25 protein-coding genes and 1 pseudogene are annotated in these 25,901 nt (G+C 38.2%); 7 read left to right on the top strand and 19 right to left on the bottom strand.

What is annotated here, in order from left to right:
- Positions 1–6 precede the first annotated feature (6 nt).
- The 19 genes from nuoH to rpsU form a co-directional block, all read right to left on the bottom strand.
- Positions 7–1,002 (bottom strand): NADH-quinone oxidoreductase subunit NuoH, encoded by a 996-nt coding sequence (gene nuoH / locus F3H00_RS04320; protein ID WP_103603971.1) that lies wholly within the window; start codon positions 1,000–1,002, stop codon positions 7–9.
- On the bottom strand, positions 995–3,295 hold the full coding sequence (locus F3H00_RS04315; protein WP_149703724.1) for an NADH-quinone oxidoreductase subunit G: 2,301 nt from the start codon (positions 3,293–3,295) through the stop codon (positions 995–997). Before F3H00_RS04315 ends, nuoH begins: the two co-directional genes overlap by 8 nt.
- Positions 3,292–4,002, bottom strand: coding sequence for a hypothetical protein (locus F3H00_RS04310; protein ID WP_148799949.1), 711 nt, complete (start codon positions 4,000–4,002; stop codon positions 3,292–3,294). Before F3H00_RS04310 ends, F3H00_RS04315 begins: the two co-directional genes overlap by 4 nt.
- Positions 3,999–4,229, bottom strand: coding sequence for an NADH-ubiquinone oxidoreductase subunit E family protein (locus tag F3H00_RS04305; protein WP_072593998.1), 231 nt, complete (start codon positions 4,227–4,229; stop codon positions 3,999–4,001). The genes F3H00_RS04310 and F3H00_RS04305 overlap by 4 nt, the downstream gene beginning before the upstream one ends.
- Positions 4,226–5,455: an NADH dehydrogenase (quinone) subunit D gene (nuoD, locus tag F3H00_RS04300; RefSeq protein WP_148799951.1), complete on the bottom strand. Its 1,230-nt coding sequence runs from the start codon at positions 5,453–5,455 to the stop codon at positions 4,226–4,228. Before nuoD ends, F3H00_RS04305 begins: the two co-directional genes overlap by 4 nt.
- On the bottom strand, positions 5,452–6,210 hold the full coding sequence (locus tag F3H00_RS04295) for an NADH-quinone oxidoreductase subunit C (RefSeq protein ID WP_148799953.1): 759 nt from the start codon (positions 6,208–6,210) through the stop codon (positions 5,452–5,454). The genes nuoD and F3H00_RS04295 overlap by 4 nt, the downstream gene beginning before the upstream one ends.
- Entirely contained in the window at positions 6,207–6,719 is a 513-nt protein-coding gene (locus tag F3H00_RS04290; RefSeq protein WP_148799955.1) for a NuoB/complex I 20 kDa subunit family protein, read from the bottom strand. The genes F3H00_RS04295 and F3H00_RS04290 overlap by 4 nt, the downstream gene beginning before the upstream one ends.
- Positions 6,701–7,090: an NAD(P)H-quinone oxidoreductase subunit 3 gene (locus F3H00_RS04285; protein WP_149703723.1), complete on the bottom strand. Its 390-nt coding sequence runs from the start codon at positions 7,088–7,090 to the stop codon at positions 6,701–6,703. Before F3H00_RS04285 ends, F3H00_RS04290 begins: the two co-directional genes overlap by 19 nt.
- Positions 7,091–7,195: 105 nt before the next feature.
- The gene (locus F3H00_RS04280; RefSeq protein WP_148799957.1) at positions 7,196–8,830 is read right to left on the bottom strand and encodes a cyclic peptide export ABC transporter; all 1,635 of its coding nucleotides are present in this window, start codon (positions 8,828–8,830) and stop codon (positions 7,196–7,198) included.
- Positions 8,830–10,194: a coproporphyrinogen III oxidase family protein gene (locus tag F3H00_RS04275; protein WP_148799959.1), complete on the bottom strand. Its 1,365-nt coding sequence runs from the start codon at positions 10,192–10,194 to the stop codon at positions 8,830–8,832. Before F3H00_RS04275 ends, F3H00_RS04280 begins: the two co-directional genes overlap by 1 nt.
- 194 nt (positions 10,195–10,388) lie before the next feature.
- Entirely contained in the window at positions 10,389–11,420 is a 1,032-nt protein-coding gene (locus tag F3H00_RS04270) for a hypothetical protein (protein ID WP_148799961.1), read from the bottom strand.
- A 68-nt stretch (positions 11,421–11,488) separates the two neighbouring features.
- A complete protein-coding gene (locus tag F3H00_RS04265) occupies positions 11,489–12,280 on the bottom strand; it encodes a YegJ family protein (protein WP_148799964.1) in 792 nt (263 codons plus the stop codon).
- A gap of 312 nt (positions 12,281–12,592) precedes the next feature.
- Positions 12,593–13,090: a YajQ family cyclic di-GMP-binding protein gene (locus F3H00_RS04260; RefSeq protein WP_148799965.1), complete on the bottom strand. Its 498-nt coding sequence runs from the start codon at positions 13,088–13,090 to the stop codon at positions 12,593–12,595.
- A gap of 16 nt (positions 13,091–13,106) precedes the next feature.
- Positions 13,107–13,865, bottom strand: coding sequence for a hypothetical protein (locus F3H00_RS04255; RefSeq protein WP_148799967.1), 759 nt, complete (start codon positions 13,863–13,865; stop codon positions 13,107–13,109).
- Positions 13,865–14,800 (bottom strand): D-2-hydroxyacid dehydrogenase, encoded by a 936-nt coding sequence (locus F3H00_RS04250; protein ID WP_148799969.1) that lies wholly within the window; start codon positions 14,798–14,800, stop codon positions 13,865–13,867. The genes F3H00_RS04255 and F3H00_RS04250 overlap by 1 nt, the downstream gene beginning before the upstream one ends.
- Before the next feature lie 2 nt (positions 14,801–14,802).
- On the bottom strand, positions 14,803–15,984 hold the full coding sequence (locus F3H00_RS04245) for a glutathionylspermidine synthase family protein (RefSeq protein ID WP_148799971.1): 1,182 nt from the start codon (positions 15,982–15,984) through the stop codon (positions 14,803–14,805).
- A gap of 2 nt (positions 15,985–15,986) precedes the next feature.
- A complete protein-coding gene (locus F3H00_RS04240) occupies positions 15,987–16,604 on the bottom strand; it encodes a UPF0323 family lipoprotein (RefSeq protein WP_148799973.1) in 618 nt (205 codons plus the stop codon).
- Positions 16,601–17,233: a DNA-binding protein gene (locus F3H00_RS04235; protein ID WP_148799975.1), complete on the bottom strand. Its 633-nt coding sequence runs from the start codon at positions 17,231–17,233 to the stop codon at positions 16,601–16,603. Before F3H00_RS04235 ends, F3H00_RS04240 begins: the two co-directional genes overlap by 4 nt.
- Before the next feature lie 103 nt (positions 17,234–17,336).
- Complete coding sequence (gene rpsU / locus F3H00_RS04230; RefSeq protein WP_009294994.1) at positions 17,337–17,549, bottom strand: 30S ribosomal protein S21; 213 nt, start codon at positions 17,547–17,549, stop codon at positions 17,337–17,339.
- 138 nt (positions 17,550–17,687) lie between these two features.
- Here rpsU and ccoG point away from each other — a divergent pair, with 138 nt between their 5' ends.
- From ccoG to F3H00_RS10515, 7 genes and pseudogenes are all read left to right on the top strand, one after another.
- Entirely contained in the window at positions 17,688–19,013 is a 1,326-nt protein-coding gene (gene ccoG / locus F3H00_RS04225; protein ID WP_148799976.1) for a cytochrome c oxidase accessory protein CcoG, read from the top strand.
- 68 nt (positions 19,014–19,081) lie between these two features.
- A complete protein-coding gene (locus F3H00_RS04220) occupies positions 19,082–19,669 on the top strand; it encodes a TetR/AcrR family transcriptional regulator (protein WP_149703722.1) in 588 nt (195 codons plus the stop codon).
- Between the two features lie 108 nt (positions 19,670–19,777).
- The gene (locus tag F3H00_RS04215; protein WP_149703721.1) at positions 19,778–20,938 is read left to right on the top strand and encodes an efflux RND transporter periplasmic adaptor subunit; all 1,161 of its coding nucleotides are present in this window, start codon (positions 19,778–19,780) and stop codon (positions 20,936–20,938) included.
- A 10-nt stretch (positions 20,939–20,948) separates the two neighbouring features.
- Positions 20,949–24,074 (top strand): efflux RND transporter permease subunit, encoded by a 3,126-nt coding sequence (locus tag F3H00_RS04210; RefSeq protein ID WP_149703720.1) that lies wholly within the window; start codon positions 20,949–20,951, stop codon positions 24,072–24,074.
- A complete protein-coding gene (locus tag F3H00_RS04205) occupies positions 24,064–25,446 on the top strand; it encodes an efflux transporter outer membrane subunit (RefSeq protein ID WP_149703719.1) in 1,383 nt (460 codons plus the stop codon). The genes F3H00_RS04210 and F3H00_RS04205 overlap by 11 nt, the downstream gene beginning before the upstream one ends.
- 16 nt (positions 25,447–25,462) lie before the next feature.
- Positions 25,463–25,690: a hypothetical protein gene (locus F3H00_RS04200; RefSeq protein ID WP_021090435.1), complete on the top strand. Its 228-nt coding sequence runs from the start codon at positions 25,463–25,465 to the stop codon at positions 25,688–25,690.
- A gap of 27 nt (positions 25,691–25,717) precedes the next feature.
- Positions 25,718–25,901 (top strand): annotated as a pseudogene (locus tag F3H00_RS10515) (hypothetical protein); the annotation flags it as partial.

Here is a 25,901-nt window from a genome sequence, read left to right as displayed (position 1 = left end):
TTCGCCTTAGATTAGTAGCATAAAGCCAGTGATTACGATATTTAAAATTCCAAGTGGAAGCAAAATTTTCCAGCAAAATGCACTTAACTGATCAACTCTTAAATGTGCCCATGAAGCCCTTACCCAAAGAAAAAAGAAAAAGACAACGCTTGATTTTAAGATGATCATCAAAGCACCTGGGATAAATAAAAATTCGTTAAATCCACCTAAAAATAAAATCGTAATGATGATGCTAGCAGCGATCATATTTGTGTACTCGCCGATGAAAAACATCGCCCATCTCATGCCGCTATACTCGGTGCCATAGCCTGCTACTATCTCTGTTTCGTTTTCTGTTAAGCAAAATGGCGTTCTATTGCACTCCACGAAGCTTGCTATTAAAAAGAGCAAAAAGGCAAGGGGCTGCTTAAATATAAGCCAGCCAAAAATTCCTTTTTGATAGTTGTTTATATCCACAAGTGAGAGTGAGCTAGTTACCATTACGACGCTTAAAAGAGCCATGCCAGCGACTATTTCAAAACTAAGAAGTGAGACTACTGCGCGAGCTGCACTAATTAATGCAAATTTATTATAGCTTGCAAGACCTGCTGCAAGTGGAGAGAAAACGCAAACTGAAGCAACGCCAGCTATGTATAAAATACCAACATTTATATCTGAGAGAATCGGACGTAATGTATGTCCAAAAATTTCAAACTCAGGCAAAAATGGAACAGGTGCAAGCGCTGCAAATGCGGCAATGGCTGATATTAGTGGAGCTATTAAAAAGATAAATTTATTCGTATTTGCTGGTACTATGTCCTCTTTTGTAAAGAGTTTTATCATGTCAGCTACTATCTGTAAAATTCCAGCTGGTCCCACCATATCAGGCCCAACGCGGCGCTGCATGTAGGCTAATACCTTTCTCTCAGCGTAAGTTGCCAGTCCTGCAAGGCTTGCCATGACGGCTAAGATGACCACGGCTTTAATGATAGTGCTTAGCACAAAAAATAGTGTTTCACTCATCTTTTGCCTTTATAATTTTAACTGCGGCGTAGCTTTTACCATTAAATATAACGCCCACATCAAGTTTGTCGTCATAATCGCCTAAATACGCACCAGCTCCGCCAAGCTCGCTATCAAGCTCCACGCAAATGGCAAGCTTATGCCCATCTTTTTCTAAAATAATTGCTTCATTTTGTGAAATTTCAAATTTAGCCATAAATTCGCTACTTACATAAAGCTTCGCTCTTTTGGCTGTTTGTGTGGCATAGTTTGCAAAAAATGATGGCAAATTTATAGGATTTGCAAGACTTATAAGTGCCTCGTCATCTTTTAAATTTATGCTCTTGGTATCTTTTAAAAGCGGCTCTATATCATCATTTGGTGTGAAATTTGAAATTTCTAGTTTATAGCCTCTGTGGCTTGTGCCGTCGTTTGCGTAAAAATTTTCTAAATCATCAAATTTAATGCCTTTGTAACCCTTTTTTTTTGGTAAATTTGGCGTGTAATCAATCGTATTTTTAGCCATTAGTCCAAGCGCGTTTGCGATATCGTTTAGAAAATAACCTTTGTGCGGTATCGTCACATTTGTTGGCACTAGGGCGTTATTTATGCTTGTAAATGTTCCTTCTTGCTGATTTAGCGCGCTAGCATCGATGTCACCTTCAAAAATGCTAAATTTATAATCACCATTTTCGTTATAGCCAAGCGTCTTGCCAGGCTTTTTCTCGCTTGCAAGAGTGCAAATTTTAGCAACGCCAAGTGAGTTTGTGCGTGGTGGTATTAGCATCACACGAAACGGCGTAGCCCTTGTGATCACTCCAGTAAGAGCTGCTAGTAAATTTGCATTTTCATCTGTGTAAAAATCGCTTCCTAAAATGAGCATAAATTTGCTTTTGCCCTCGCTTAAAGCTGGTACATCTATGTCAAAATTTTCATCAAAATTTTCAAGTTTTGATGTAAGTGCGCTAGGTAAATTTTTACCCCAGTTTTTAAGTATAAAAAGTAAAATTTGCTCTAATTTTCCAGCTTCATGCGCTACATAGATAAAATTTTTAGAATATTTTTTAACGACCTCATCGGTTATGTGATGAAAGTAAATTCCAGCTGCTTTATTCATTTTTAAAGCATTATTTAACTTAAAGCTTGTCACTGGGCTTTCGTGTCTTAAGAAACTGCCAGCAGTGATGATAAAATCGCTATTTTTAATATCTTCATAGTCTGCGTTATATGAGCTAAGCCCGCTAAATTCGCTAAATTTATTTAAAAATTTTTGATAATTTAGCGCTTCGTTGTTTATTAAATTTAGATCAAATCTCTCTCTTAAACGCTCTAAAATAAGGGCCTCTTCGTTTGTGATGAAGCTATTAAATTTTATATTTTTGATCGCGCCATTTTTAATATTTAAAACAATTTCTTCAAATTTCTCTTCATTTTTACAGGCAAGCTCGTTGTGAAAGTCATAGCCAAACCTAGCTGCTCCACTTATTTCGCCAAATGTAAAATCATTGCTAACACGGTAAATTTGCTTACTTCTATCGCTAGTGCTCTTTTCTTTTACGTCATAGTAAATTAGCTCGCAATCGCTTTGATGTGGATTTGCTGCTGGGATAGGGTTTAGCTCCCAGATGTTTGAGCTATACTGGAAATTTGAGCTAACAAGTGCGCCAACAGGGCAAACGCTGATACACTCGCCACAAAATGAGCAGTCAAGACTCTCGCCCACGCTTGGACCTATTAAGCTTTTTTGCATCTTACTAAAAACTGCGTAGGCATCTTTTGGCATACTCTCTTTTAGCTCTTTTGGCACCTCAACGCCCCTTGGTACGGTCTTTAGTGCACTCTCACCGATCCTGTCCTTACAAACAGTGACACATCTTTCGCAGACTATGCAAAGAGCTGGATCGTAGTTGATTAGCCCCCATTTTTTATGTGGTTTGTGCGTGTCAGCGATGGCAAATTTTTGTTCATTTACCTTTAGATGTGTGGTTAAATTTTGTAGTTCACATTCGCCGCTTTTGTCACAAACGCCACATTGAATCGGATGATTTACGCAATAAGTCTGCATGATCGCATTTCGCTCGGTAGCGATTTCTGACGTGTTTGTATAAATTTGCATATCCTCTTTTGCTTTGGCATTACAGCTATAAACTACTTTGCCGTTTGCCTCGACCATGCAGAGCCTACAAGCAAGAGTTGGTGAGCAGCCGCTAAGATAGCAAAGAGCTGGGATATAAATTCCATTTGCTCTTGCGATATTTAAGATGCTCTCGCCTTCATCTGCTTCTAAAATTTGATCATTTATGCTTATTTTCATTTACTAACTACTACTTGCTTAAATGCGTATCCATCAAATTCTTTTGCGCCAAGCAGGGCAACCGTGCCTTTTAGCGATGGATCCAGACTAAATTTAGCCTCCACGCTAAAGTCTTTTGCTTTTATTTGTAAAATATCACCATCTTTTGCCTTTGCTACGATGCCAAACTGCACGCCGCCCACGATCTCATCGCTTGCGTTTTTGTTTAGATAAACGACCGCTCCGTCAAAATTTTCAAGCTCTTTTAGCTCGTCTATTTTGTGATAATCGTTAAATTCTTTCCTGCAACCACCAGCCAAAACGACATTTTTGCCTAAAATTTCAAGTAGCCAAAAGATCGCATCTTTATCTGGATGAGTAAAAAATGAATCATCAATAACGATGTTTTTAACGTCCTTTATCCACTCGCCTAGCTCTTCAAATTCCTCTTCACCAACATTGCACTCGCCACTTATCAGCCCATCATCAAGCTCGCTAAAAAACTCATCGCAAGATAAATTTGCGTATTTGCAAAGAAGAGCTAAGACGTAGCTTATTGAGCCTATTTCGCAGCGGATTAAATTTTCGCCGCCAAGCTCGCTATCTTCGATGCAAGAGATGTATTTAAACTCATGCTCTTTTATCTTTTTTGCTAAATTTTTATCGCTCAAGCTTAGTAAATTTGCAATGCTTAAGCTTTTACCTGCTATTAAATCATTAAATTTCATATCTTGCCCTTTTTTATGGTTAATACCCAATCAACTTGGTTAAATTTAAGCGAGTTCATCACTTCGCAGTTTAGATTATAGGCTAAATTTACAGCCTTTGTCACACCACTAAAATCGCCTATCTCAAATAAAAATATAATCACTTCGCCAGCCTCGCTAGCCTTTATCTGCTGTCCAAGAGCGCTCAAAAACTCACTCTTTAAGTGCCTAAGATCGACCCTTCTCATCTATCGACCTCACCTAAGATGATATTTGTGCTACCAACTATCGTAGCGACATCAGCAACGTACTGGCCAACCAATAAATCTTCATAAATAGCACAGTGCCAAAAGCTTGGTGTGCGAATTTTTAGGCGATATGGGCTTGCGCTGCCATCTGAGTTTATATAAATTCCAAGCTCTCCCTTTGGTGACTCACTAGCGAAGTAAATTTCACCTTTTGGAGGCTTTAGCCCCTGAGTTATCAGCACAAAATGCTGCATTAGTGAGTAGTTTTGGCTCATTATCTGCTCTTTTGAAGCGCTCACGTAATCTGGCGCGTCGGCGATGATAGCGGGGCTGCTTGTCTGATACTTGCTAACACACTGCTTTAAAATTTTCACACACTCACGCATCTCTTTCATGTAAAGCAGATACCTTGCGTAGCAGTCGCCGTGTGTCGCATAAGGCACGTCAAAGTCTAGCTCGTCATAGATGAGATAAGGCTCTTCTTTTCTTATATCGCGCGCCACACCACTTGCTCTTAGCATGACGCCAGAGCAGCCGCTACTAAGGGCTAGTTCTTTGCTAATTACGCCTACACCAACAAGTCTTGCTTGCCAAATTCTATTTTCACTTAGCAGATCTTCATAAAGCATGATGTCGCTTGGAAATTTTTCACAAAATTTAAGCAGCTCCTCGCACCAGCCATCAGGCAGATCAAGCGGCACGCCACCGATCCTTATTGAGCTATGAGTTAGCCTTGCGCCGCAGTATTTTTCTATGAGATCAAGGACGTATTCGCGCTCTCTAAATGCGTACAAAAAGACGCTCATTGCCCCCACATCAAGGGCATGCGTGGCTAAAAATAAAAGGTGCGAGCTGATGCGGTTTAGCTCTAAAAGCATCACTCTAATGATCTGTGCACGGCGAGGCACTTCGATAGCGCAAAGCTTCTCCACGGCCGCGCAAAACGCGTAGTTATTCGCACTCGATGCGATGTAGTCAACCCTATCAGTCACTGGGATAAATTCCTGATAAGTCATATTTTCAGCCATCTTTTCAACGCCTCGGTGCATGAAGCCAACCTCTGGCATGGCACGCACGACCTTTTCGCCATCAAGCTCAAGCACGAGCTTTAGCTGACCATGAGCGCTTGGGTGCTGAGGGCCAAAATTTAGTATCATCTTGCCGTCATTTTGCTCAAATTCTAAATTTTCAAAAAATGGTTTTAAGCGGTTTGGTGACTGGCTCAAGGTCTTTCCTTTACTATCTGGCTCTCGTTAAATTTAGCCTTTTTGACAAATTTTACGCCACCTTCTTCTTGATACTCGTACTCTTCGCTAAACACCCTTGAAAATCCAAAGGTGTCTTTCTCGTCAACGAATGCTGGGTTGCGGTTCTCTTCGCCGATCTGCTCTCTAAACTCAGCGCCAAAAATTTTATCCACCTCGTACCATTTAGCAGCCTCGTCGCCCACTAGCGGATAGCTCTTTAAGAGTGGGTGTGAGTGCCAGTCATCAGGCATGATGAGGCGCTTTAAATTTGGATGATCTTTTATCAAAACGCCGCTTAGATCATACATCTCGCGCTCAGCCCAGTTTGCGCTTTTATAAAGCTCGCAAACGCTTTTTAGCATTTCATCCTTTTTTACAAAGCATTTTACACGAGTGCGTCTATTTTTACTAACGCTAAGAAGCTGATAAAAAACCTCATATCCACCTTTTTGACTTGTAAAATCAAGTGCTGCAAGCTCGCTAAGTTGCTCGTAGCCAAAGCTTTTTAGTCTCTCAAGCGCTTTAAAATTTTCACTAGAATTTATATAAAGTATAAGCTGATCAAACTCCACATAGTTAGATAAAATTTCTACTCCGTTTTGCTCTAAGATGGCTAGTTCCTCATCAAATTTAGAACCTCTTGCCTCATCTTTTGGCGTCTGCTTTTCTATGTAAAATTTCTCTTTGTAATACTGCTTTTTTTGCAGATCATTCTTTAGCTTATACTCTCTCATATCTCGAGCTTTCTTGGCTTTTGCGCCCTAAATGCACTTTGTTTTCTTATCTTTTTTTGAAGCATCATAAGTGCGTATTGAAGCGTCTCTGGACGCGGGGCACAGCCTGGGATATAGATATCAACTGGTATTATTCTATCGATACCTTGAACGGTTGAATAGGTGTTAAACATGCCGCCAGTGTTTGCGCAGCTACCCATCGAGATGACCCATTTTGGCTCAGGCATCTGATCATAAAGACGCCTTGTAAACTCAGCGTGTTTTTTAGTTAGCGTACCAGCTATGATCATCACCTCTGAGTGTCTTGGACTGGCGCGAAATATAGTGCCAAATCTATCAAAGTCATACCTACTAGCGCCACTTGCCATCATCTCTATCGCACAGCAAGCAAGCCCGTAGCTAAGTGCCCAAAGCGAGTTGCTCCTGCCCCACTGAACTAGCTTATCAACGGTTGTTAAAACTACTGGCAAGCCGCCATTTGCAGCGTAGTTTATCTGATGCTTTGCCATTTAAAGACTCCTTTTTGCCAAGCATAAGCAAAGCCGATAAGTAAAATCGCCACAAAAAGCAACATTTCGATTAGTCCAAAAATTCCAAGTAGCCTAAAATCCACCGCCCACGGATACATAAAAATGACCTCAACATCAAACAAAATAAATAAAATTCCATAAAAAAAGTAGTGGATATTTATCTTATTTGGCTGTTTTACGGTGGTTGGACCACACTCATAAAAGCCAAGTTTTAGACGCTGGGTATTGCGGTTGGCTAATTTTTTACTTATTTTTGAAGATAAGAATGTTATTAAACAAAATGAACAAGTCGCTAGTAAAAGTATGATAAATGCACCAAAATAGGTGCTTTCAAGCTCTGAATGTGGCATACTTTGCCTTTTTTAATTTTTAAGATTCTACTAAATTTAAATTTATTTGAGCTTGAAACGGCTTAAGAGCAGGGTGAGTATTGTGCTTTTGTGTAAAAATTACTCCTATTTTATCTTCTCAACTGCATCTTTTGCAGCACTTATTCGCTCGCTCTCATCAAGCTCACGCACAAAGCCATCTTTTACCAAGATGATCCTAGTTGCTACATCAAAGTAGCTATCATCGTGGCTAACAGCGATTATGCTGATGCCCTTACTTTGTAAAAACGGCAAAATTTCTTTGTAAAATTTTCGTTTAAAGAGCGGATCTTGATCGGCTGCCCATTCATCTAGGATAAGGATAGAGCGGTGCTCTAATATGGCTATTAGTAGGCTTAGACGCTTTCGCTGACCGGTTGAGAGTTGCGTGGTACTAAGCTTATTATCTATGATACTTACTTTTTTATCGATCTCAAGTAAGACTAAAAGCTCGTCTATTTCACTTTGGCTAGCAAAGCCATTATGAGAAAGCGTTTGCGAAAATAGATAAAAATCAGCAAAAATAGCGCTAATCTTTGCCTGATAACTTTGTAAATTTCTTTCATCTATTTTTGTGCTATCAAGGTAAATCTCGCCACTACTTGGGCGTATTAGCCCGCAAAGTAAATTTATAAGAGTGCTTTTGCCACTGCCATTTTTACCGATGATAAACGTTATCTCACCGCGTTTGATCTCTAAATTTACATCTTTTAGGCTAAATTTGCCGTGAGTGTAGTTGAAATTTATATCCTTTAGCCTAATGCTTCGCCACTCGTCACTTAGGCTATCGTCAAATTTAAAGCCTTCCTGAAATTTATTTAAATTTAAGCTCATGATCTTTTCTAAGCTCACTTTAGCACTAAGTGCAGCTGGTATGGAGCCAACCATACTCATAAAGGAGCCTCTTAAAAATAGTATCGTTAGGCTAATGCTTAGTGCCGTTTGCAGGCTCGCCCAGTCAAATGCTACGCACAAAAATACACAAAGTCCAACTGAGCCAAGCAGCATAATGTTTGTAAAATTATCACTTAATGCGTGATAAATATCGGCCTTTACCATATTTTGGCGTTTTTTATCGCCTGTAAAATTTAACTCATCAAAGCAGACACTTGCCCTTGCTCTATTTAAACTAAGCTCTCTATGTCCCTCTACGATATCGTCGTAGTGCTTTTGCAATGCATCATCTTGAACTCTAGAATGCTTAAAATAAAGATGAATTTTTTTCATAAAAAGCGTATTTATAAAAAGAGTCGCACCGATCCAAATGGACAAAAAGATAAAAATTTTTGGAGCGATTACACAAAGGTAGATGCTAGCGCAGACGATAAAAACTAGGCTTTGTATAAAGCCAGTAGCGCTCATAAAGGCAAATGTGATCGTTTTTATGTCATTGTTTAGACTAGCTATGATCTTTGCCTTGCCGATCTCGTTTATCACGCTATTTGGCGTATCTAAAATTTGCTTTACACTTTGATATCTTAGCTCGTAGATAAATTTATGTCCAAAATTTGTAAGCGATATATTTGCGGCGATGGCGCTTATAAAAAATAAAAGTAAGACTGCTATAAATTTAATTGCAAGAATCGGATCAAATTCCTTTAAGCTTACAAGCTCATTATTTATAAATGAAAGGGTCCAGACACCAAGCCCGCTAAATACAAGTGTTAATAACACTATTTTAGAAATTTGGTAGATGTTTTTTTTAATTAAATTTGCAAGCATTACATCGCAGCTCGTGGCTGAATGATATTTGGCTCATACTTTTGTTCAGTATTTTCGCTCATTATACGAAGCACCTTACTTCGTTTTATCTTAGCGTCGTCTTTAAATATAGCACGCACTTTGTCCATACCAGCGTAAAAATCACGCATAAGCACGATGCAGATATATTTGCCAAAAAATGTCGGCTTGATAATGCCATTTTCTTCATATACCGCATTTACAAGCTTAAGCAAGCTAAGCTCCATAAATAAGGCTTTGTTAATGTTTGTGCTATTTTCATCGTTATATCTTTTAATATCAACTCCGCCATCAAAAAGCCTTGTTAAAAATGTGTATTTAAGTCTCTCTTTCTTGCTAAAACCACATTTAGCAATTACTGGGCTTTGCCTATTTTTTATCCTTTTACCGTATTCAAGTAGATTAAACGCATTTATTACAAGCTCGCCATTAAGAAAGCTAAATGCTCCGCTACCAACGCCAAGATACTCTAAATTTGAGCCAACATATTCGTCACGAAGGTCAGCACTTTTTTCATTTGAAAATGCCCAAGCATTGCTTTGTTTGTAGTTACTTTTGCTAAATTCTTCAGTGATTATCTCATAAAATTCACGCTCATTATCTATGTTTGAAACGCCGAGCGAGCGAGCTATATTCTCTCTTGTTAGCTCTGATTTCATAAGTGGATAGAAGGTGATCTGCTGCGGAGAGATCGATTTTGCGGTATTTATGTCGTTTATGAGCTGCTCTTTTGTTTGATTTGGCAGGTTAAAGATGAGATCCAGGCTAATGACTGGGATCTTTCCAAGAGCGAGCTCAAGTTTTCTTTTTATCTCCTTGGCTGAGCCAAATTTTTCGTATCTGCCAACTCTTTTTAACGTTTCATCATCAAAGCTTTGTACGCCAACGCTTAAGCGATCAATTAATCCATCAAATCTGGCTAAACTTTCGGGTGAGATGTGATTTGGATCGCTTTCCGCTGAAATTTCATCTATACTAAAAAGCTCTTTTGCAAGCTTAAGCGTTTTCTCAAGCTCAGGTTCATTTATAAGCGTCGTGCCACCGCCAACATAAAGTGAATCAAAGTCAAATCCAGCCTCTTTAACCTGCCTCATCTCTTCACGTAAATTTTCAAAGTAAACTTTTGCAAGCTCTTGCTCATAATGATACTTATGAAACGAGCAATATGGACAGAATGTGTGACAAAATGGTACATGCGCGTAGAGCATATACTTTTTGTCTTTTTTGGGAGTTTTGGTATAGGTTGTGGTTAAAATGTCTATATTAAATTCGTTGTATAGTGATCTTTGAATAGAATTATGAGCGTAATTTACGGCAAAATTCTCGACAATATTTTTAAAGATCATAACTAATCGCCTTAAATAAGTTTGGTTTTAAATTTATGTGTTAGGATAGCTAACTTTTAATAAATTTAGCCTTGCATAGGTATAAAAATTTAGTAAAAGATGAAACTCACTTAAGGCTTTTGCTTATAAAAACACACCATTTTTAGTATTTGGCTTAGTTTTTAATAATCACCTTAAGTGATAAATTTAATATCTTACTTCTTGGCCCTTGAGATGATTTTGCTCGAGTCAAGCTCAAATCTTATTTTCTCATTATTTTCACAACCTATTGCTTCTAAATAATAAAATTTACCAAGAGTTGATAATGCTTTGATGTTATAAAGCATTACAACATTACTTATATCGTTTGCATCATAATAAGTTTTTATTGAATCTTTTTCTATTTTTTCGCAAATTCCTTTTGGCAAAGCCCCTAATGCACTTTTTTCAATAGATAAATATTTATATTCTACATTTGTCATCCCAAGCCTATTCGCGATTGAACCTAAAAAACACCAAGATAAAAATACTATTATCATAATTGATATGGCCATTATAGGGGCTATATAATCTTTTTTTTTACAGAAATATTCCAAACCTTTAAAATAGAGGGGTGGTATAATAAAAAACCCAATCATTGTACGCAAGAATTCTACTTTAGAATTAAAAATTCCAAAAAAATACATAATCGTCGAAAATAATATAACGACTGCAATTGTTACCATAATAAAACAGCACAAAGAGAGAGCCCGTGTTTTCTTATCGATACAAATCATAATAGATAAGTAGGCCAAAGAAATAAAAAATGATACTATAAGCGACATTTTACTCAAGTTGATACTCTGTAATGCCGCCATACAAACTATTGTCATAAAAGGAAGCAGAGAAATTGTAACAAAAAGTGACCATCCCCTATAGTTTTTATAGTAACCAGGATAAACCAAGCAAGGTAAAATAATAGAAAGTGAAATGAAAGCTGTTATAAAAAAGAATGATACACCAACGTATGCCACATCAGATCCACCCAAATCAGGAAAATATCTTAATTCAAACCCAAAATATGCAAAATAATAGATCATGCCAATCAAACTAATATTAGATAGTATTAATGGATGTAGTCTTAAAAGATTTTTTAAAAACTTTTGTAGTAATTCTTTTTCATTATTATTACTCATACTATTTTCGGTTACATTACTATTTGTGGAATTTATTTCATTTATTGTTTTTTGTGTATCGTTATGTTCCATAATTTTTCCTTTAACATTAAAATATCTTGATAACTCAAATTTAAATCCTAAAAATTTATAAAAACTTGCTATTTAAGCACCTTCGCGATTTCGCTCCAGCCCAAATTCTCAGCAAATTCAGCTGCCGTTTTGTCACTTTTTGTGCGGGCATTTTTATCAGCGCCGTTTTCTAGTAAAAGATTTACAAGATTTAAATTTCCTGCGATCGCCTCGTTGTGAAGCTGCGTATAGCCAAACTCATCAGCGTCTGTGACCATATTTGGGTGCTCTTTTATATACTGCTTTACTTGCTCATATGTATTTTTGCTCATTGGATGCTCTATCAAATTTTCAGGGTGTTCTTTTTGCTCGTAAACTACCAAAATATCGTTAAAATCGCCAAAATCAAGCCCCCACTCTTTATCGTGCTCTTTTAGCTCTTTCTTTTGCATGCGTGAGCGCATCGCCTGCACGCTAAATCCGCCGTATGCGCGTCCATCTATCGAAAAGAGCCAGTCACTCATCTCGTCTATCTTTGCGCTTATTTGATCGCCTACTTTCAGGTTTTGCACGGCGTCAGGCTCGTTTACGAGTGTGCCATATATCGTTTCGCCGTCAAATTCCACATCGTCTATCCACATGTGTTCTCCGACTTCTTCGCCATTTACGACATCTAAAAAGCAAATTTTTACCATCGCATAATCAAGCATAGGTACGATCCTGCGGCGCTCCCAGTAAACCTCACGCCAAAAATATCTAAAGCTCTCTCTGGCCTGCTCAAACGCATGCTGCATATAGTCTTCGTCGCTACTTACAAAATAGATTGGCATTTGCTTGCCAAGATCTATTTGTTTACCGAGAATTTTCTTAAAAAAGCTCATTTTTTATCCTTTTTTAATTTTAGATAGATCAAATTTAAATACAAAACAATAAGGCGAAATTTCACCCACAAATACGCCAAATTTTAAATACAAAAACTATGCGAAATTTCGCAAATTTAGCCTAGAATCTTGCAAAATTTTAAATCCAAAAGTTACGTGATGATTTCAAAATTTAGCCTACCAACTTCAAATTTAAACAAAAATGTCGTGAGATGGATTTAAATGTTGCGACGAAAAAATAAGCGTGCGCTAGGCATACAGCCTGCGGAGTAAAAATTTTTCTAGCTCATTTAAGGTACTCACGAGAAGCCGTTATTTTAAGTTTTTAAAGCTTATCGGAAGTTCTAAATTTAACCCTCTAACCAGCTTTATGCACTCTTGCAAGTCATCTATGCTTTTACTTGTCACTCTGATCTCTTCGCCCCTGATCTGCGCGCTCACCTTGATCTTTGAGTCTTTGATCGCTTTGGTGATCTTTTTTGAGTTTTCACCATCAAGTGTGTCGTTTAGTTTTAGCGTCGCTTTTAAATTTCCGCCACTCGCTGGCTCTCTTTTTGTCTCTGTGATCGCTACTGGTGGGATGTTGCGCTTGATGAGCTTTGAGATCACGATGTCTTTTAGTGCGTCGATCTTGTTGTCGCTTGAGCTAAGAAGCGTGATAAATTTCTCTTTTTCGTTTAGCTCAACTTCAGCTGCAAGCCCTTTAAAATCATATCTTGCCGCGATCTCTTTTTTTGCCGTCTCAAGAGCGTTTTTGACCTCCATTATATCGACCTCGGCACTTATATCAAAACTATGCTCAGTTGCCATTTTTATCCTTTCAAATTTATTTAAATAGCCCTTTGATCTTCTCAAAAATCGACTTTTTGCCAGTCTCTTCTTGCTTTACTGCCTCGCTAACCTGCTGCACTGCGGTCTGTGCGTAGATGATAGCCCCATTTGGATCGCAGTTAAAGAGATTTGAATATGAGCTTGATTTGTTTAGATCAAGTGGATTTGGCTCCACGACCTCAGTGGCCTCAAGCAGGCCTGTTTCTAGCTCGCATGCATAGTTTAGAGCATCTAAAAATGTAGGTAAATTTTGAGCGTAAAAGCCATCAATCGCATCTTTTACCTCGCCACCTGCTTCATAGTCAGCCTTTAGTTTAGCTACGTTTTTAGCACTCACATAAGCGCCACAGCAGTAGTTTTCGGTGATCTCATTATAAATTTCTCCGCTAAATTTATCCAAAAACTCACTTGGTAAAATTTCTCGCCAGTTGCTGATGTAGTTTTTAAATTTCTCATTTTGCTGTGCCAAAGAGCTTAGTGCTGTACCCCGAGTGTAGAAATACTTTCTAAAAAATCCTTGCGTAACAGCGATACAAAAGCCGTGAGTTTTGTTAAAAATTTCATCGTCTTTATACTGCAATGCAGCACTTAGTGTATCTTTGTACTTTTGGGCGTAAAATTCCTCTACGCCAGCCTTGCTAGCAAGTGCTAAAACCTTGTCAAATTTACCAGCCCTTGTAAGCTCAAGTGCTTCAAAATACCACTTTGAAATTTCATTTTCGCTAATGGCGTGATAGCTTATATCATAGCCCATTATCTGCTCTCATTGATGAAATTTTCGATGTTTGTGACGATCTTTGCGATGAGCGTCTTTCTAGCCTCCAAGCTGCCCCATGCCACGTGCGGCGTGATGAGTAGATTTGACTTCTTTTTTACATTTAAAAATGGGCTATTTTTGCTCATTGGCTCGCTCTCCAAAACGTCCGTACCAAAGCGTAAATTTCTCTCATCTATCGCTCTTGCCATCGCTACTTCGTCTACTATGCCGCCACGTCCTAAATTTAGCACTATCGCATCATCTTTTAATAAATTTATCTCGTTTGCGCCTAGTAAATTTCTAGTCTTTTCATTTAGTGGTGCGTGGATGCTGATGATGTCGCTGCTTCTTAATAGCTCGTCTAAGTTTTTTTGCGCAAATTCGCTATTTTTATTTGCTCCGCTTGTCGAGTAGTAGCTCACGTTTGCGCCAAATGCACGTGCCGCTGCCGCCACGCCGCGTCCTATCTCGCCAAGTCCGATGACGCCAAACTCTTTGCCAGCGATCTCGCTGATATCTGCGCCAAGATAGGTGAAAATTTCGCTCTTCACCCACTCGCCACTTTTTACGTAGCGATCATAAAATTTGATGCGATTTGTTAGCTCAAAAAGCAAGGCAAATGTGTGCTGCACGACGCTTGCGGTTGAGTAGCCAGCGACGTTTTTAACGACTATATTTTTAGCTTTTGCATGCTCTAGATCGACATTATTCATGCCAGTTGCGCTTATGCAAATGAGCTTTAAATTTGTCGCCTCCATCACGGCTTTGTCGATGATGACCTTGTTTGTGATGACGATATCAACGCCCTTTAGGCGAGGCACAACCTCATCGCTCTTAGTCTTTTGGTAGCTGATAAACTCACCAAATTTCTTAAAAACACTAAGATCTACGTTTTCTCCAAGCGTTGCTGCGTCTAAACAAACGATCTTCATCTTTAATCCTTAATAAAATGTCCTACAAATTTAGAGTAGTTATCTAAAATTTTGCCACCTTTTCTATATCCAAGTGCGCACGCTTCATAAGCGTAAAATACGCCTGCTTGGTAGCTCTCGCCCCTCTCATCTTGGTTAAACTCGTAAAATTCTTGATAGATGGCTTTGTTTGAGTCGTATTCGCCATCACTGCTTGCTATTTGTGCGCCGTTTTCATCGTATATCGAGACGTTTGCGCCTTCTCTGCCAAATACCGGCTTTTTCACATATTTTTTGCCTTTTAGTGGCTCATTTGAGGTTTCAAGCAAGAGCGGGTGATTAGGATAAAGATCCCAAAGGATTTTTAAAATTCCTTTGCTTTGGAAAAGCAGTGTGTAGGCTGGATTTATGATAATAGCTTTTTGATTTTTGACAATGTTTGAGAGTATCAAAGCCAGCTCGCCCTCATCGATCGCTATGCTCTCCCAAGGGACAAGCTTGAACCAGTACTCGAAATTTTCATCATTTTTAAAAATACCTTCATTATCGTTAAAAACAACCTCGTCAACGTAAGCAAAGTCGGTTTTAAAGCCGGCCTCTTTTGCGATGTATTGTAGTAATTTCACGGTTTGCTCATCCTCGATACTGCCAGCGATAGAGCTAAAGAGTATCCCCCAACCCTCGTAAACATCCTCAAAATTTACATTATCGTCGCCAAGAGTAATTAGACGCTTGAAATTTTGTTTTAAAGCTTCGTAAAGGTTATTAAATTGTTCAGCTTCATCCATATGATTTAGTTTTAGCATCGCCCACTGGATGATCGCCGTCTCAAAGACTGCCGTTGGCGTGTCTGCGTTAAATTCGATCAGTTTTATCGGCTTGCCATCAAGCCCGCCTGCAAGATCAAATCTACCATAAAGATGCCAATGAACGTCATTTTCCCAGCTATTTTTTATGATATCAACAAGGTTAAATGGTATGCCTATCTCGTGAAAAAGGTTGTTGTCGATCACATGTTGAGCGGCATTTACATACATATCGTATAGCTCATTTGCCGCCTCATAATAAGCATCCGCTTCACTTGCTTTTACCTGCACGATCTCATCTGCGATATACGAGCTATTGTCGTTATCTGTGTGCCATGCAAAGCCTATTTTCTCCATAAATTCGTTGTTTAATGGGGTGATTTTTCTTAAATTTATCATTTTCAGCCTCCAAAGCTTGATGAGCCAGAGCCTGACTTTGAGCCACCACCGAAAAATCCGCTCTTACCGCCACTGCTTCTTGCAGCAGAATTTGCCGCTTTTTGCTTATTAAAGCTATCAACGCTTCTTGTGTATGCGCTTGGATTTTTGTAAGAATTTTGACGAGTAGCTTGGAAATTTTGATTTCCAAAAAGCTTGCTACCTATCCAGCTACCAAGTATTGCGCCAGCAGCTGAAGCAAGTATCGTCTCACCAAGACTTAGCCCACCGCTACTTAGCTGGGTGTCACTCGTTTTTGTTAAATTTGAAGTACCATTGTCAATATTTGCGTTTGCTTGAGCTAGGAGTTTATCGATCTCATCCTTGCTTAACACGCGCTCAGTACCATTTATGTCTTTTAGCACGACTCTAGTTTCGGTGCTTGGATACTCTTCTAAAATTTTATAAACTCCAGGTGCACTCTCTTCGATGATGACAAAAGCGCCGTTTTTTTGCGCAACCTCATTTAGTGCGTTTTCATCACCGCCATTATCACTGCCACAACCAGCAAGGCCAGCCATAACGATCGCACCAAATCCGCCTACCGCAGCGTAAGTAGCTATCTTTTTAATGTGTTTCATATCTCTCCTATCAACTCTTTTAAATTTTTATGTCTTCTAACAAGTATCACACCTCGTTTAAATTTTATAAATTTTGAGTGGTGTATCGCTTTTATTATCTTTTCACTGGCTTTTTTTGTTGCCTTTGGCTTTAGATTTAGCTCCTTTAAAAATTCACTTAAATTTATCCATTTTGACTCATTTTCTATCTCGGCCTCTATCGCTTCATTCTTTGCCATATCGTCATTTTTTTGTGCTAAAAGCGGCCTTTGCATAGCATTTAGAAACTGCATGAGCTTCTCATCTCTATCTTTATAAATTTGCAAAATTTCATTTTTTCGCTCGATTAGCATCTGCTCTTTTTCTTTAAAAAGCCTATCTTTATCAGCCTGTAAGTTTAAATTTAAGCTCTTTAGCTCGCTTAACTCATTTAGCAAATAATTTACAAACTCATCATTTTGGGATTTAGTTTTTGTGCTTTTTGGAGCGGATTTTGTAGCTTTTTCGCTACTTGGTTTCTCATCAAGGATGACAAATTTTGTGCCATTTTCAATGACTGTATTTATCGAACCACGGCGGATTCTATTATAGACTGCTTCTTTTGTTATGCCTAAAATTTCTGCAGCTTCGTTTATAGCTAGCTTTTGCATCGAATTTCCGTTTAAAATAAAATAAAAAAATTGCTTTGATTATAAAAAAATAAGGCTAAAAGAAGAGTTAAACAAAGAGAGCAAAGCCCTCTTTGTCTTGGTTTTAGAGTCTTGACTCGTAGCGTCTAAGCATATAAAGACGTTTAAGCATTTTCTTACGAGCTGCAATTTTTTGTTTCTTGCGGATCTCAGTTTTAGGCTCAAAGAAGCGTCTAGCTCTTGCTTCAGTTACTACTAAGTTACGGTCAGTTTGTTTTTTAAACTTTCTGTAACCCTCGTCAAATGACTCGTTAGGATGTACCTTAATACCAGGCAACGTCCTCACCACCTTTCAGATTAAAATAAGCCGTGAGTATAGTTTAATTTTCATAAATTTAAGCTTTTAACTATTTTTTTTTAAAACTCTTTTAATGCCATAAGCTTTATAATCATAAAATTTCAAAAAAGGCTTATTATGTCAAAGGATTTTCATCTTAGCTACGCCAAGAGGCGTTACATTTTTTTTGCCTGTATTACGCTATTTGTCTTTGTTTTGCCATTTATCAGGATAAATGATGCGCAGCTATTTTTGCTAAGTTTTGATAAAAGTAGAGTTGATCTCTTTTTTACAAAATTTGATATGCAAGAGCTTTATCTGTTGCCATTTTTATTTATCATTTTGTTCTTAAGCATATTTTTTCTAACGACACTTGCAGGGCGCGTTTGGTGCGGTTGGAGCTGTCCGCAAACTATTTTTAGAACGATATTTCGTGACCTTTTGCAAACTAAAATTTTAAAGATCAGAAAAAATATCCAAAATAAACAAAATGAGCCAAAAGGACAAATTTTAAAGCGTGCTTTAGCAGTTGGAATTTGGTGTGTTTTAGCTCTTATCATTTCGGCAAATTTTTTATGGTATTTTGTGCCACCGCTTGATTTTTTTGCTTATTTAAAAGAGCCAAGCGAACATGGAGTTTTGCTTGTATTTTGGCTTGTTATCGCTATTTGGTTAGTTTATGATGTCATCATTTTAAAAGAAAATTTTTGTATTTATGTCTGTCCTTACGCTAGGGTGCAATCAGTGATGTTTGATAACGACACTATCCAAGTTATTTACAATCAAAAAAGAGGCGGCGTAATCTATAATGGACAAGAGAAATTTAAAAAGCCAAAAGAAGATAGCGCACTGTGTACTGGCTGCGAGGCGTGCGTGAGGATATGCCCAACGCACATTGATATAAGAAAAGGTATGCAGCTTGAATGTATAAATTGTCTAGAGTGTAGCGATGCTTGCGCTAAAGTGATGAAGCATTTTGATGAAAGTTCACTTATCGAGTGGAGAAGCATAAGCTCTATAAAAGAGCAAAAAAGAGTCAAAATTTTACGCTTTAGAACGGTTGCTTATCTTGTCATTTTGGGCATTGTTTTGACAGCTGGAGTATTGATGAGTGGCAAAAAAGAAAGTATGCTTTTAAACATAAATAGAACAAGTGAGCTTTATAAAATTTTAGGCGAAAATGAAGTCGAAAATTCTTACGTATTTTTGGTGCAAAACACACAAAATAAAGAGCATGCCTTTTACTTTGAAGTAGATGATAAGAATATAGAAATTTCTCGTCCAAATAAGCCATTTATATTAAAAGCTGGTGCAAAGCAACGAGTAATCGTCACGCTAAAATCAAAAAATGAAAATTTAAGCGATAAAGATCTTTTAAAACATATAAATATCAAAGCCTATGCCACTGACGAGCCAGCTATCAGCGTGCAAAGGCAAAGTACTTTTATCTATCCTAAAAGATGATAAAATGGCAAAAATTTAATAGGAAGTAAGATGGCGATCTCAGAAAAGGGTAAAAAAGATATGAACTTATCGTAAAAACAGCACTTGAGCTATTTTTAGAAAAAGGATATGAAAAGACAAGCTTAAGTGACATCGTAGCAATAAGTGGCGGATCACTTTCTAGCATTTACACGTTTTTTGAGAACAAAGATGGGCTTTTTGAGGCGATCGTTGAGCAAGAGATAGATAGCCTTATAAAAGAGATCGATGAGAAAATAGATCTTAAAATTTCCCACAGCTTGGAGGAATTTTTAACCAAATTTGCAACCATAATATTTTCTATTACTTGCAGTAAAAGGCATATCTCTCTTGGTAGGATAATGATGAGCGAGGGTTCTAAAAATGGTGGCAAACTTGGTAAGACGTTTTTGGATCAAATCTTAAAAAAGATCGATCTTGTGCTTATAAATTTCTTTGAAAGAGACGAAGTAAAAGCCAAGCTTGACTCAAAATTTTCAGCCAAATTTGCTACAAAGTACTTTATACAAAGTGTGATAGGAGCTTATTACTACGATTCGCTTTTGATAAATGAAGAACCAAAGCTTAGTGAAAAAGAGCGTAAAAAGCATGTTGGCTTGTGTGTTGAGTTGTTTTTAAATGGAATTAGTAAAAAATAAAATTGACTTTTTATTTGTTTTCTAATAGAATCGAGAACTTTAAATTTTTGTAACAATTATTACAAAAACTAAATATGATATTAAAATTTAAAATTAAGAGAGGTTTTTATGGCAAATTTTAAAAGTGCTCTTGCGCTTTCGGTTACAGTTTTATTTCTAAGTGGTTGTTTTGAAAATAAAGAGAATAAAGCGGCAGTAGGTCGCCAGATGCCGCTATCTCATGTGGATATTTTTACTGCACAAAAAACAGACATACCTATTAGTTTTGATTACACCGCAACGGTTACAAGTAGTCAAGATGTTATTATCTATCCAAAAGTTGGCGGAACTATCATAAAGCAGTTTTTCAAGCCGGGAAGTAAAGTAAAAGCGGGTGATAAGTTATTTTTGATAGATCCAGAAAAATATCAAGCTAGTTACGACTCACTTGATGCCTCTGTTGGCGTAGCAAATGCAAATTTGAAAAATGCCGAGACCGAGTTTAAAAGAATTTCTGCCCTTTATAAGAAAAATGCAGTCTCTCAAAAAGACTATGACGCAGCAGTTGCAGCCTATGACATTGCAAATGCGAATTTAGTAAGTGCAAAAGCAAATTTAAAAAATGCGAAAATCGATCTAGAATATACGACTATTACAGCACCATTTGACGGCGTAGTGGGCGATAATCAAGTAGATGTTGGCTCGCTTGTCATAGCAAACCAAACAAAGCTTGTAAGACTTACAAAAATAAATCCTATTGAAGCAGAATTTTATATCGCTGATGTGGATAATCTAAGCAGAAAAGCAAATTTAGATAGTGGCGCTTGGCAGCAACTAAATAGCGAGGCTGTTTTAAATTTAAACAATGAAGGTTTTACTGGCAAGGTGACATTTATAGATAATGTCGTAAATACCGCGACTGGCAGCGTTTTGGCAAAGGCTAGCTTTGATAATAGTGAAGGTAAAATTTTACCAGGTGCGTTTGGCCATATAAAGATGAGCGGCTTTGTTCAAAAAAATGCCTTTAACATCCCACAAGTTGCCCTTCAACAAAGCGCTACAAACACTTATGTTTTGGTTGTAAAAGATGGCAAAGTAAGCCAAAAAAATGTAAAAATAGGATATCAAACAAAAAATATGGTAGCAGTCACCGAAGGCCTTGAAGAGGGTGATAAGATAATCGTTAATAACTTCCTTAAAATCGGAGTTGGTGCACCAGTTGAAACTGATAAAGACCTAAGTGCGGAATTTATAAACGGCAAAGATGCAAACGCTACAAGTAGCAAGTAAAGGCAGATAGATGTTTTCAAGATTTTTTATAAACCGCCCGATATTTGCAACTGTTATATCTATCATCATAGTTATAGCAGGTTTTATGGGTATCAAGGGGCTTCCAATAGAGGAGTATCCAAGTCTTACTCCGCCTACTGTCTCTGTAAGTGCGACATATAGCGGTGCTGATGCGCAGACTATCGCCGACTCAGTCGCAAGTGCGATAGAAGATCAGATAAATGGTGTTGAGAATATGCTCTATATGCAAAGTACCTCAAGCTCAGCAGGTACTATGAATATAAGCGTATATTTTAAGATCGGCTCATCGTCAAAACAAGCTACGATCGATGTAAATAACCGTGTGCAAGCCGCCCTTTCAAGATTGCCTCAAGAAGTACAAAATATGGGCGTAACGGTGCGCGAAAGAAGTGGCTCGATCCTTCAAGTAGTTGGCTTTACAAATCCAAATATGAACCAAGTTGAGCTATATAACTATGTAAATTTAAACATCGCTGATGAGATCAAAAGAGTAAATGGTATCGGCGACACAGTGTTAATTGGCAACAAAGAGCACTCGATGAGAATTTGGCTAAAGCCAGATAGACTTGCTCAGTTTAAACTAACTCCAAGCGATGTCATCTCTCAAGTAAAAATTCAAAACTCACAATACGCCGCTGGCAAGATCGGCGAGCAGCCATCAAAGGGTGAAAATCCTTATGTTTATTCTGTAGTTTCTGAAGGACGTTTTAAAGATCCAAAGCAGTTTGGTGAAATTTTGATAAAAAGTGAAGATGGCACAGTTGTTAAGCTAAAAGAGGTCGCCACAGTCGAGCTTGGAGCTGCTAGCTACGCATCTGAAGCTATGCTAAATGGCAAACCAGCAGTGCCGCTTTTGCTATTTTTACAAAATGATGCAAACGCACTTGCGACATCTGAAGCAGTCGCTGCAAAGCTTGAAGAGCTAAAGAAAACCTACCCAGTTGGCCTAGAGCACACCATAGCTTACAATCCAACTGAATTTATCACCGTCTCAATAGACGAAGTTATAAAAACTTTTATCGAGGCGATGGTGCTAGTTCTTGTCGTAATGTACTTCTTCTTAAAGAGCTTTAGAGCTACCATCATACCAATGCTTGCTGTGCCAGTCTCTATCATAGGCACATTTGGTGGGCTTTATGTAATGGGCTTTAGTATAAATTTGATCACACTTTTTGCCCTGATCCTAGCCATCGGTATCGTCGTGGATGACGCGATCATCGTTATAGAAAACGTCGAGAGAATTTTGCATGAAGATAAAGAGATAAGCGTAAAAGACGCGACATTTAAGGCGATGGAGGAGGTGCAAACTCCGGTCATCTCTATCGTGCTCGTGCTTTGCGCGGTTTTCGTGCCAGTTTCATTTATGGAGGGCTTTGTAGGTGTTATACAAAAGCAGTTTGCGCTAACACTTGTCGTTGCTGTTTGTATCTCAGGCTTTGTCGCTCTTACTCTTACGCCAGCGCTTTGTGCGGTTATGCTTAAAAAGCAAGAGAACAAACCATTTTGGATAGTTCAGAAATTTAACGACTTCTTTGACTTTAGCACTAGGCTCTTTACAGCAGGCGTGGCAAAAATTTTAAAACACGTCATTATCAGCTTTATAGTCATTGGCATAATGGGATTTGCAACGTATGGCTTATTTCAAAAGGTGCCAAAAGGGCTTGTGCCTTCAGAAGATAAGGGCGCTTTGATGGTTATCACCTCGCTTCCACCTTCAACAAATATGCTAAAGACTAAAGAAGAGGTAAAATCTATTAGTAACGCCATTTTGAGCAATCCAAATGTTGAATTTAACATGGGCTTTGCAGGCTATGATATGCTAGCTAGCTCACTTAGAGAAAACTCAGCCATTAGCTTTGTCAAGCTAAAAGACTGGAGCGAGAGAAAAGGTGCAACTGACGGCGCAGATGCTTTGGTAGGTCAGTTTAACGGCATGCTTTGGGGCTCTAAAAACTCAATGACCTTCGTCGTAAACGTGCCACCTATCATGGGTCTATCAATGACTGGCGGCTTTGAGATGTATCTACAAAACAAGAGCGGCAAAAGCTACAACGAGATAGAAGCAGACGCTAGAAAGGTAACTGCAGCAGCAAACGCAAGACCTGAGCTAACTGGCGTAAGAACGACGCTTGAGACAAACTACCGCCAGTTTAAGATAACGGTTGATAAAGAAAAAGCAAAGCTATTTGGCGTAAGCGAGAGTGAAATTTTTAGCACGATAGCGGCTACTTTTGGCTCTTACTACATAAACGACTTCAACCTTGCAGGCAAGTCTTACCGCGTATATGCAAGGGCGAGCGACAACTTTAGAAACAACCCTGAGGATTTAAGAAAGATTTTCGTCCGCTCAAATGAGGGCGAGATGGTGCCATTAAATTCAGTAGCGACGCTTACAAGATCGATCGGACCTGATATCGTTGATAGATTTAACCTCTTTCCAGCGGCTAAGATCATGGGCGATCCAAAACCTGGCTATACATCAGGTGATGCGATAAGGGCGATCCAAGAGGTCGTAAATGACACGCTAAGCAGCGACGACTACGCTATAAGCTGGGCGGGAACGGCGTATCAAGAGGTAAATTCTCAAGGAACGGGCACGGTTGCTTTTATCTTTGGTATGATTTTTGTCTTTTTGATCCTTGCAGCTCAGTACGAAAGATGGCTCATCCCGCTTGCGGTCATTACTGCCGTGCCATTTGCGGTATTTGGATCATTGCTAGCAGTTTGGATAAGAGGCCTAACAAACGACATCTACTTTGAGATCGGACTCTTGCTGCTCATCGGTCTGGCGGCTAAAAATGCCATTTTGATCGTAGAGTTTGCAATGCAAGAGCGTGATAGTGGTAAGAGCATATTTGACTCAGCGATAAATGCAGCCAAACTTCGTTTTAGACCTATAGTAATGACATCAATCGCATTTACTCTAGGCGTCTTCCCGATGGTTATAAGCACAGGCGCAGGCGCTGCATCTCGCCACTCATTAGGAACTGGCGTGGTTGGTGGTATGATCGCTTCTACGACGATAGCTATATTTTTTGTGCCAATGTTTTACTATTTGCTTGAAAATTTAAATGAGAAATACTGGAAAAAGGGAGCAAAAAAAGATGAAAAATAAGGCGTTTATACTTATAACGGCGGCGTTTTTGGCTGGTTGCTCATTTCGTCCAGATATGCCAAATGTAGATACAAATTTCACATCTACTTACACTTATGAGACAAGTGATATAAGGGATCTTTGGTGGAGAGAATTTAACGATGAAAATTTAAATTCTCTAGTGGAAAATGCACTTGAGAAAAATACAAATTTACGTGTTGCTTATTTAAATTTAGAGAAAGCAAAGGCAAGCCTTGGCGTAGCTGAGGCAGATTTGCTTCCTGGTATAAATTTAAATATAGGCTACGAAAAAGCAAAAAGTAGTGGCGAAACATATACTAAGCAACCACAAACTCGTTATAGAAAATCAGATATAAATTTAGGATTAAACTATGAGGTTGATCTTTGGGGTAGAGTAAGAAATAATGTAGCAGCAGCCGAAGAAAGTCTAAATGCAACCAAATTTGACTACAATAGCGCGAGACTAAGTATCAGCTCAAGTGTTGCAAAAAGCTACTTTGCGTTAGTTTCATTAAATGTGCAAGAAGCTGTGCTAAGAGAGACTCTAAAAACTTATGAAGATACACTAGCGCTTCGCAAAACACAGCTTGATCTTGGAAGTATAAATGAGATGACTTATTTGCAAAGCAAGGCAGCAGTAGAAAGCGCTAAGACCAATCTTACTTCTATATTAAATGCAAAGTCAAAGGCTATTACCTCACTAACTATCTTGACTGGTAAAAGTAATAATGAAATTTTAAATGGAGCTGTTACTAGCTCACAAAATTTACCAACTTCTCCCGAGATAAGTGCTGGCATTAGCTCTGAAATTTTGCTAAGAAGAAGCGATGTAGCAAGGGCACTGGCTAATTTAAAAGCTACAAATGCTCTTGTTGGTGTTGCAAGGGCTGAGTATTTTCCAAGCATTTCACTGACTGGACTTTTTGGCTTTTCAAGTATTGATTTTGAAAATATCTTTGTTGGAAATGCCAATACATGGAGCATAGGGGGCTCTTTAGCTCAGAAAATTTTTGATTTTGGTAGGACAAAAAATAATGTTGCAGTGGCTAAAACAAATGAACAAATTGCCGCTGTTAATTATGAAGCAGCGGTAAAATCGGCTCTTGGCGAAGTAAGAGATGCGCTTGTTTCAAGGCAAAATGCAAAAATTTCTTTGGAACAAGTGAAAAATTTGCTAAAATCCCAACAAAGAATTTACTCGCTCGCTAAAGAGCAATATGATGCTGGCTATATTGGACATTTAGAGCTTCTTGATGCGGAGAGAAATTTGCTTCAGGTAAAATTACAAGACGTCTCAGCAAAGCTTGATGAGGTCGATAGCGCAGTCGAAGTTTATAGAGCTTTTGGTGGCGGTTTTAAGTTAGAAAAATAATTAAAAAGGAGAGAAATTGGGAACTAAGATATTAAATTTCTTGTTTTCTTGGGGATTTTTCGTTTTTGCTATCGCTCTTGGCGTAGCATTATGGTTTGCGATAAATTACGTGGATACATTTAGGCTTGAGTCAAGCTTTTATGATATCGGTGAGATATTTATGATGGCGGCTGTTTTTTGTATTGCTTTTTATGTGATCGCAGCAATATTTGTTATTCCTATTAGAGCGATCAAAAAATCTTAATCTTTCATCTAAGGACAAAATCCTTAGATGAACTCCTTGACTTCATTATGTAAAATTCTTAGATTTTTGATTATTTATTTTAAAAATTTATTTATGAAATTTACCGCATTTATATTACTACTTCTAACAAGTATATTTTTAATAGCTTGCTCAGCTAATCAAGCAAATAAAAAGATAAGTAACTCTGAACTAGAAAACTTAGCTAAACAAT

It is taken from the genome of Campylobacter concisus, from assembly GCF_902460845.1.
GTDB lineage: Bacteria > Campylobacterota > Campylobacteria > Campylobacterales > Campylobacteraceae > Campylobacter_A > Campylobacter_A concisus_X.
The sequence above is the reverse complement of the archived record's forward strand: the minus strand, read 5'-3'. Positions and strand labels throughout refer to the sequence as shown.

Bases quoted from the DNA above. Each gene is read 5' to 3' on its own strand.
- nuoH (WP_103603971.1), bottom strand. From the start codon at position 1,002: ATGAGTGAAACACTATTTTTTGTGCTAAGCACTATCATTAAAGCCGTG.
- F3H00_RS04315 (WP_149703724.1), bottom strand. From the start codon at position 3,295: ATGAAAATAAGCATAAATGATCAAATTTTAGAAGCAGATGAAGGCGAG.
- F3H00_RS04310 (WP_148799949.1), bottom strand. From the start codon at position 4,002: ATGAAATTTAATGATTTAATAGCAGGTAAAAGCTTAAGCATTGCAAAT.
- F3H00_RS04305 (WP_072593998.1), bottom strand. From the start codon at position 4,229: ATGAGAAGGGTCGATCTTAGGCACTTAAAGAGTGAGTTTTTGAGCGCT.
- F3H00_RS04295 (WP_148799953.1), bottom strand. From the start codon at position 6,210: ATGAGAGAGTATAAGCTAAAGAATGATCTGCAAAAAAAGCAGTATTAC.
- F3H00_RS04290 (WP_148799955.1), bottom strand. From the start codon at position 6,719: ATGGCAAAGCATCAGATAAACTACGCTGCAAATGGCGGCTTGCCAGTA.
- F3H00_RS04285 (WP_149703723.1), bottom strand. From the start codon at position 7,090: ATGCCACATTCAGAGCTTGAAAGCACCTATTTTGGTGCATTTATCATA.
- F3H00_RS04280 (WP_148799957.1), bottom strand. From the start codon at position 8,830: ATGCTTGCAAATTTAATTAAAAAAAACATCTACCAAATTTCTAAAATA.
- F3H00_RS04275 (WP_148799959.1), bottom strand. From the start codon at position 10,194: ATGATCTTTAAAAATATTGTCGAGAATTTTGCCGTAAATTACGCTCAT.
- F3H00_RS04270 (WP_148799961.1), bottom strand. From the start codon at position 11,420: ATGGAACATAACGATACACAAAAAACAATAAATGAAATAAATTCCACA.
- F3H00_RS04265 (WP_148799964.1), bottom strand. From the start codon at position 12,280: ATGAGCTTTTTTAAGAAAATTCTCGGTAAACAAATAGATCTTGGCAAG.
- F3H00_RS04260 (WP_148799965.1), bottom strand. From the start codon at position 13,090: ATGGCAACTGAGCATAGTTTTGATATAAGTGCCGAGGTCGATATAATG.
- F3H00_RS04255 (WP_148799967.1), bottom strand. From the start codon at position 13,865: ATGGGCTATGATATAAGCTATCACGCCATTAGCGAAAATGAAATTTCA.
- F3H00_RS04250 (WP_148799969.1), bottom strand. From the start codon at position 14,800: ATGAAGATCGTTTGTTTAGACGCAGCAACGCTTGGAGAAAACGTAGAT.
- F3H00_RS04245 (WP_148799971.1), bottom strand. From the start codon at position 15,984: ATGATAAATTTAAGAAAAATCACCCCATTAAACAACGAATTTATGGAG.
- F3H00_RS04240 (WP_148799973.1), bottom strand. From the start codon at position 16,604: ATGAAACACATTAAAAAGATAGCTACTTACGCTGCGGTAGGCGGATTT.
- F3H00_RS04235 (WP_148799975.1), bottom strand. From the start codon at position 17,233: ATGCAAAAGCTAGCTATAAACGAAGCTGCAGAAATTTTAGGCATAACA.
- ccoG (WP_148799976.1), top strand. From the start codon at position 17,688: ATGTCAAAGGATTTTCATCTTAGCTACGCCAAGAGGCGTTACATTTTT.
- F3H00_RS04215 (WP_149703721.1), top strand. From the start codon at position 19,778: ATGGCAAATTTTAAAAGTGCTCTTGCGCTTTCGGTTACAGTTTTATTT.
- F3H00_RS04210 (WP_149703720.1), top strand. From the start codon at position 20,949: ATGTTTTCAAGATTTTTTATAAACCGCCCGATATTTGCAACTGTTATA.
- F3H00_RS04205 (WP_149703719.1), top strand. From the start codon at position 24,064: ATGAAAAATAAGGCGTTTATACTTATAACGGCGGCGTTTTTGGCTGGT.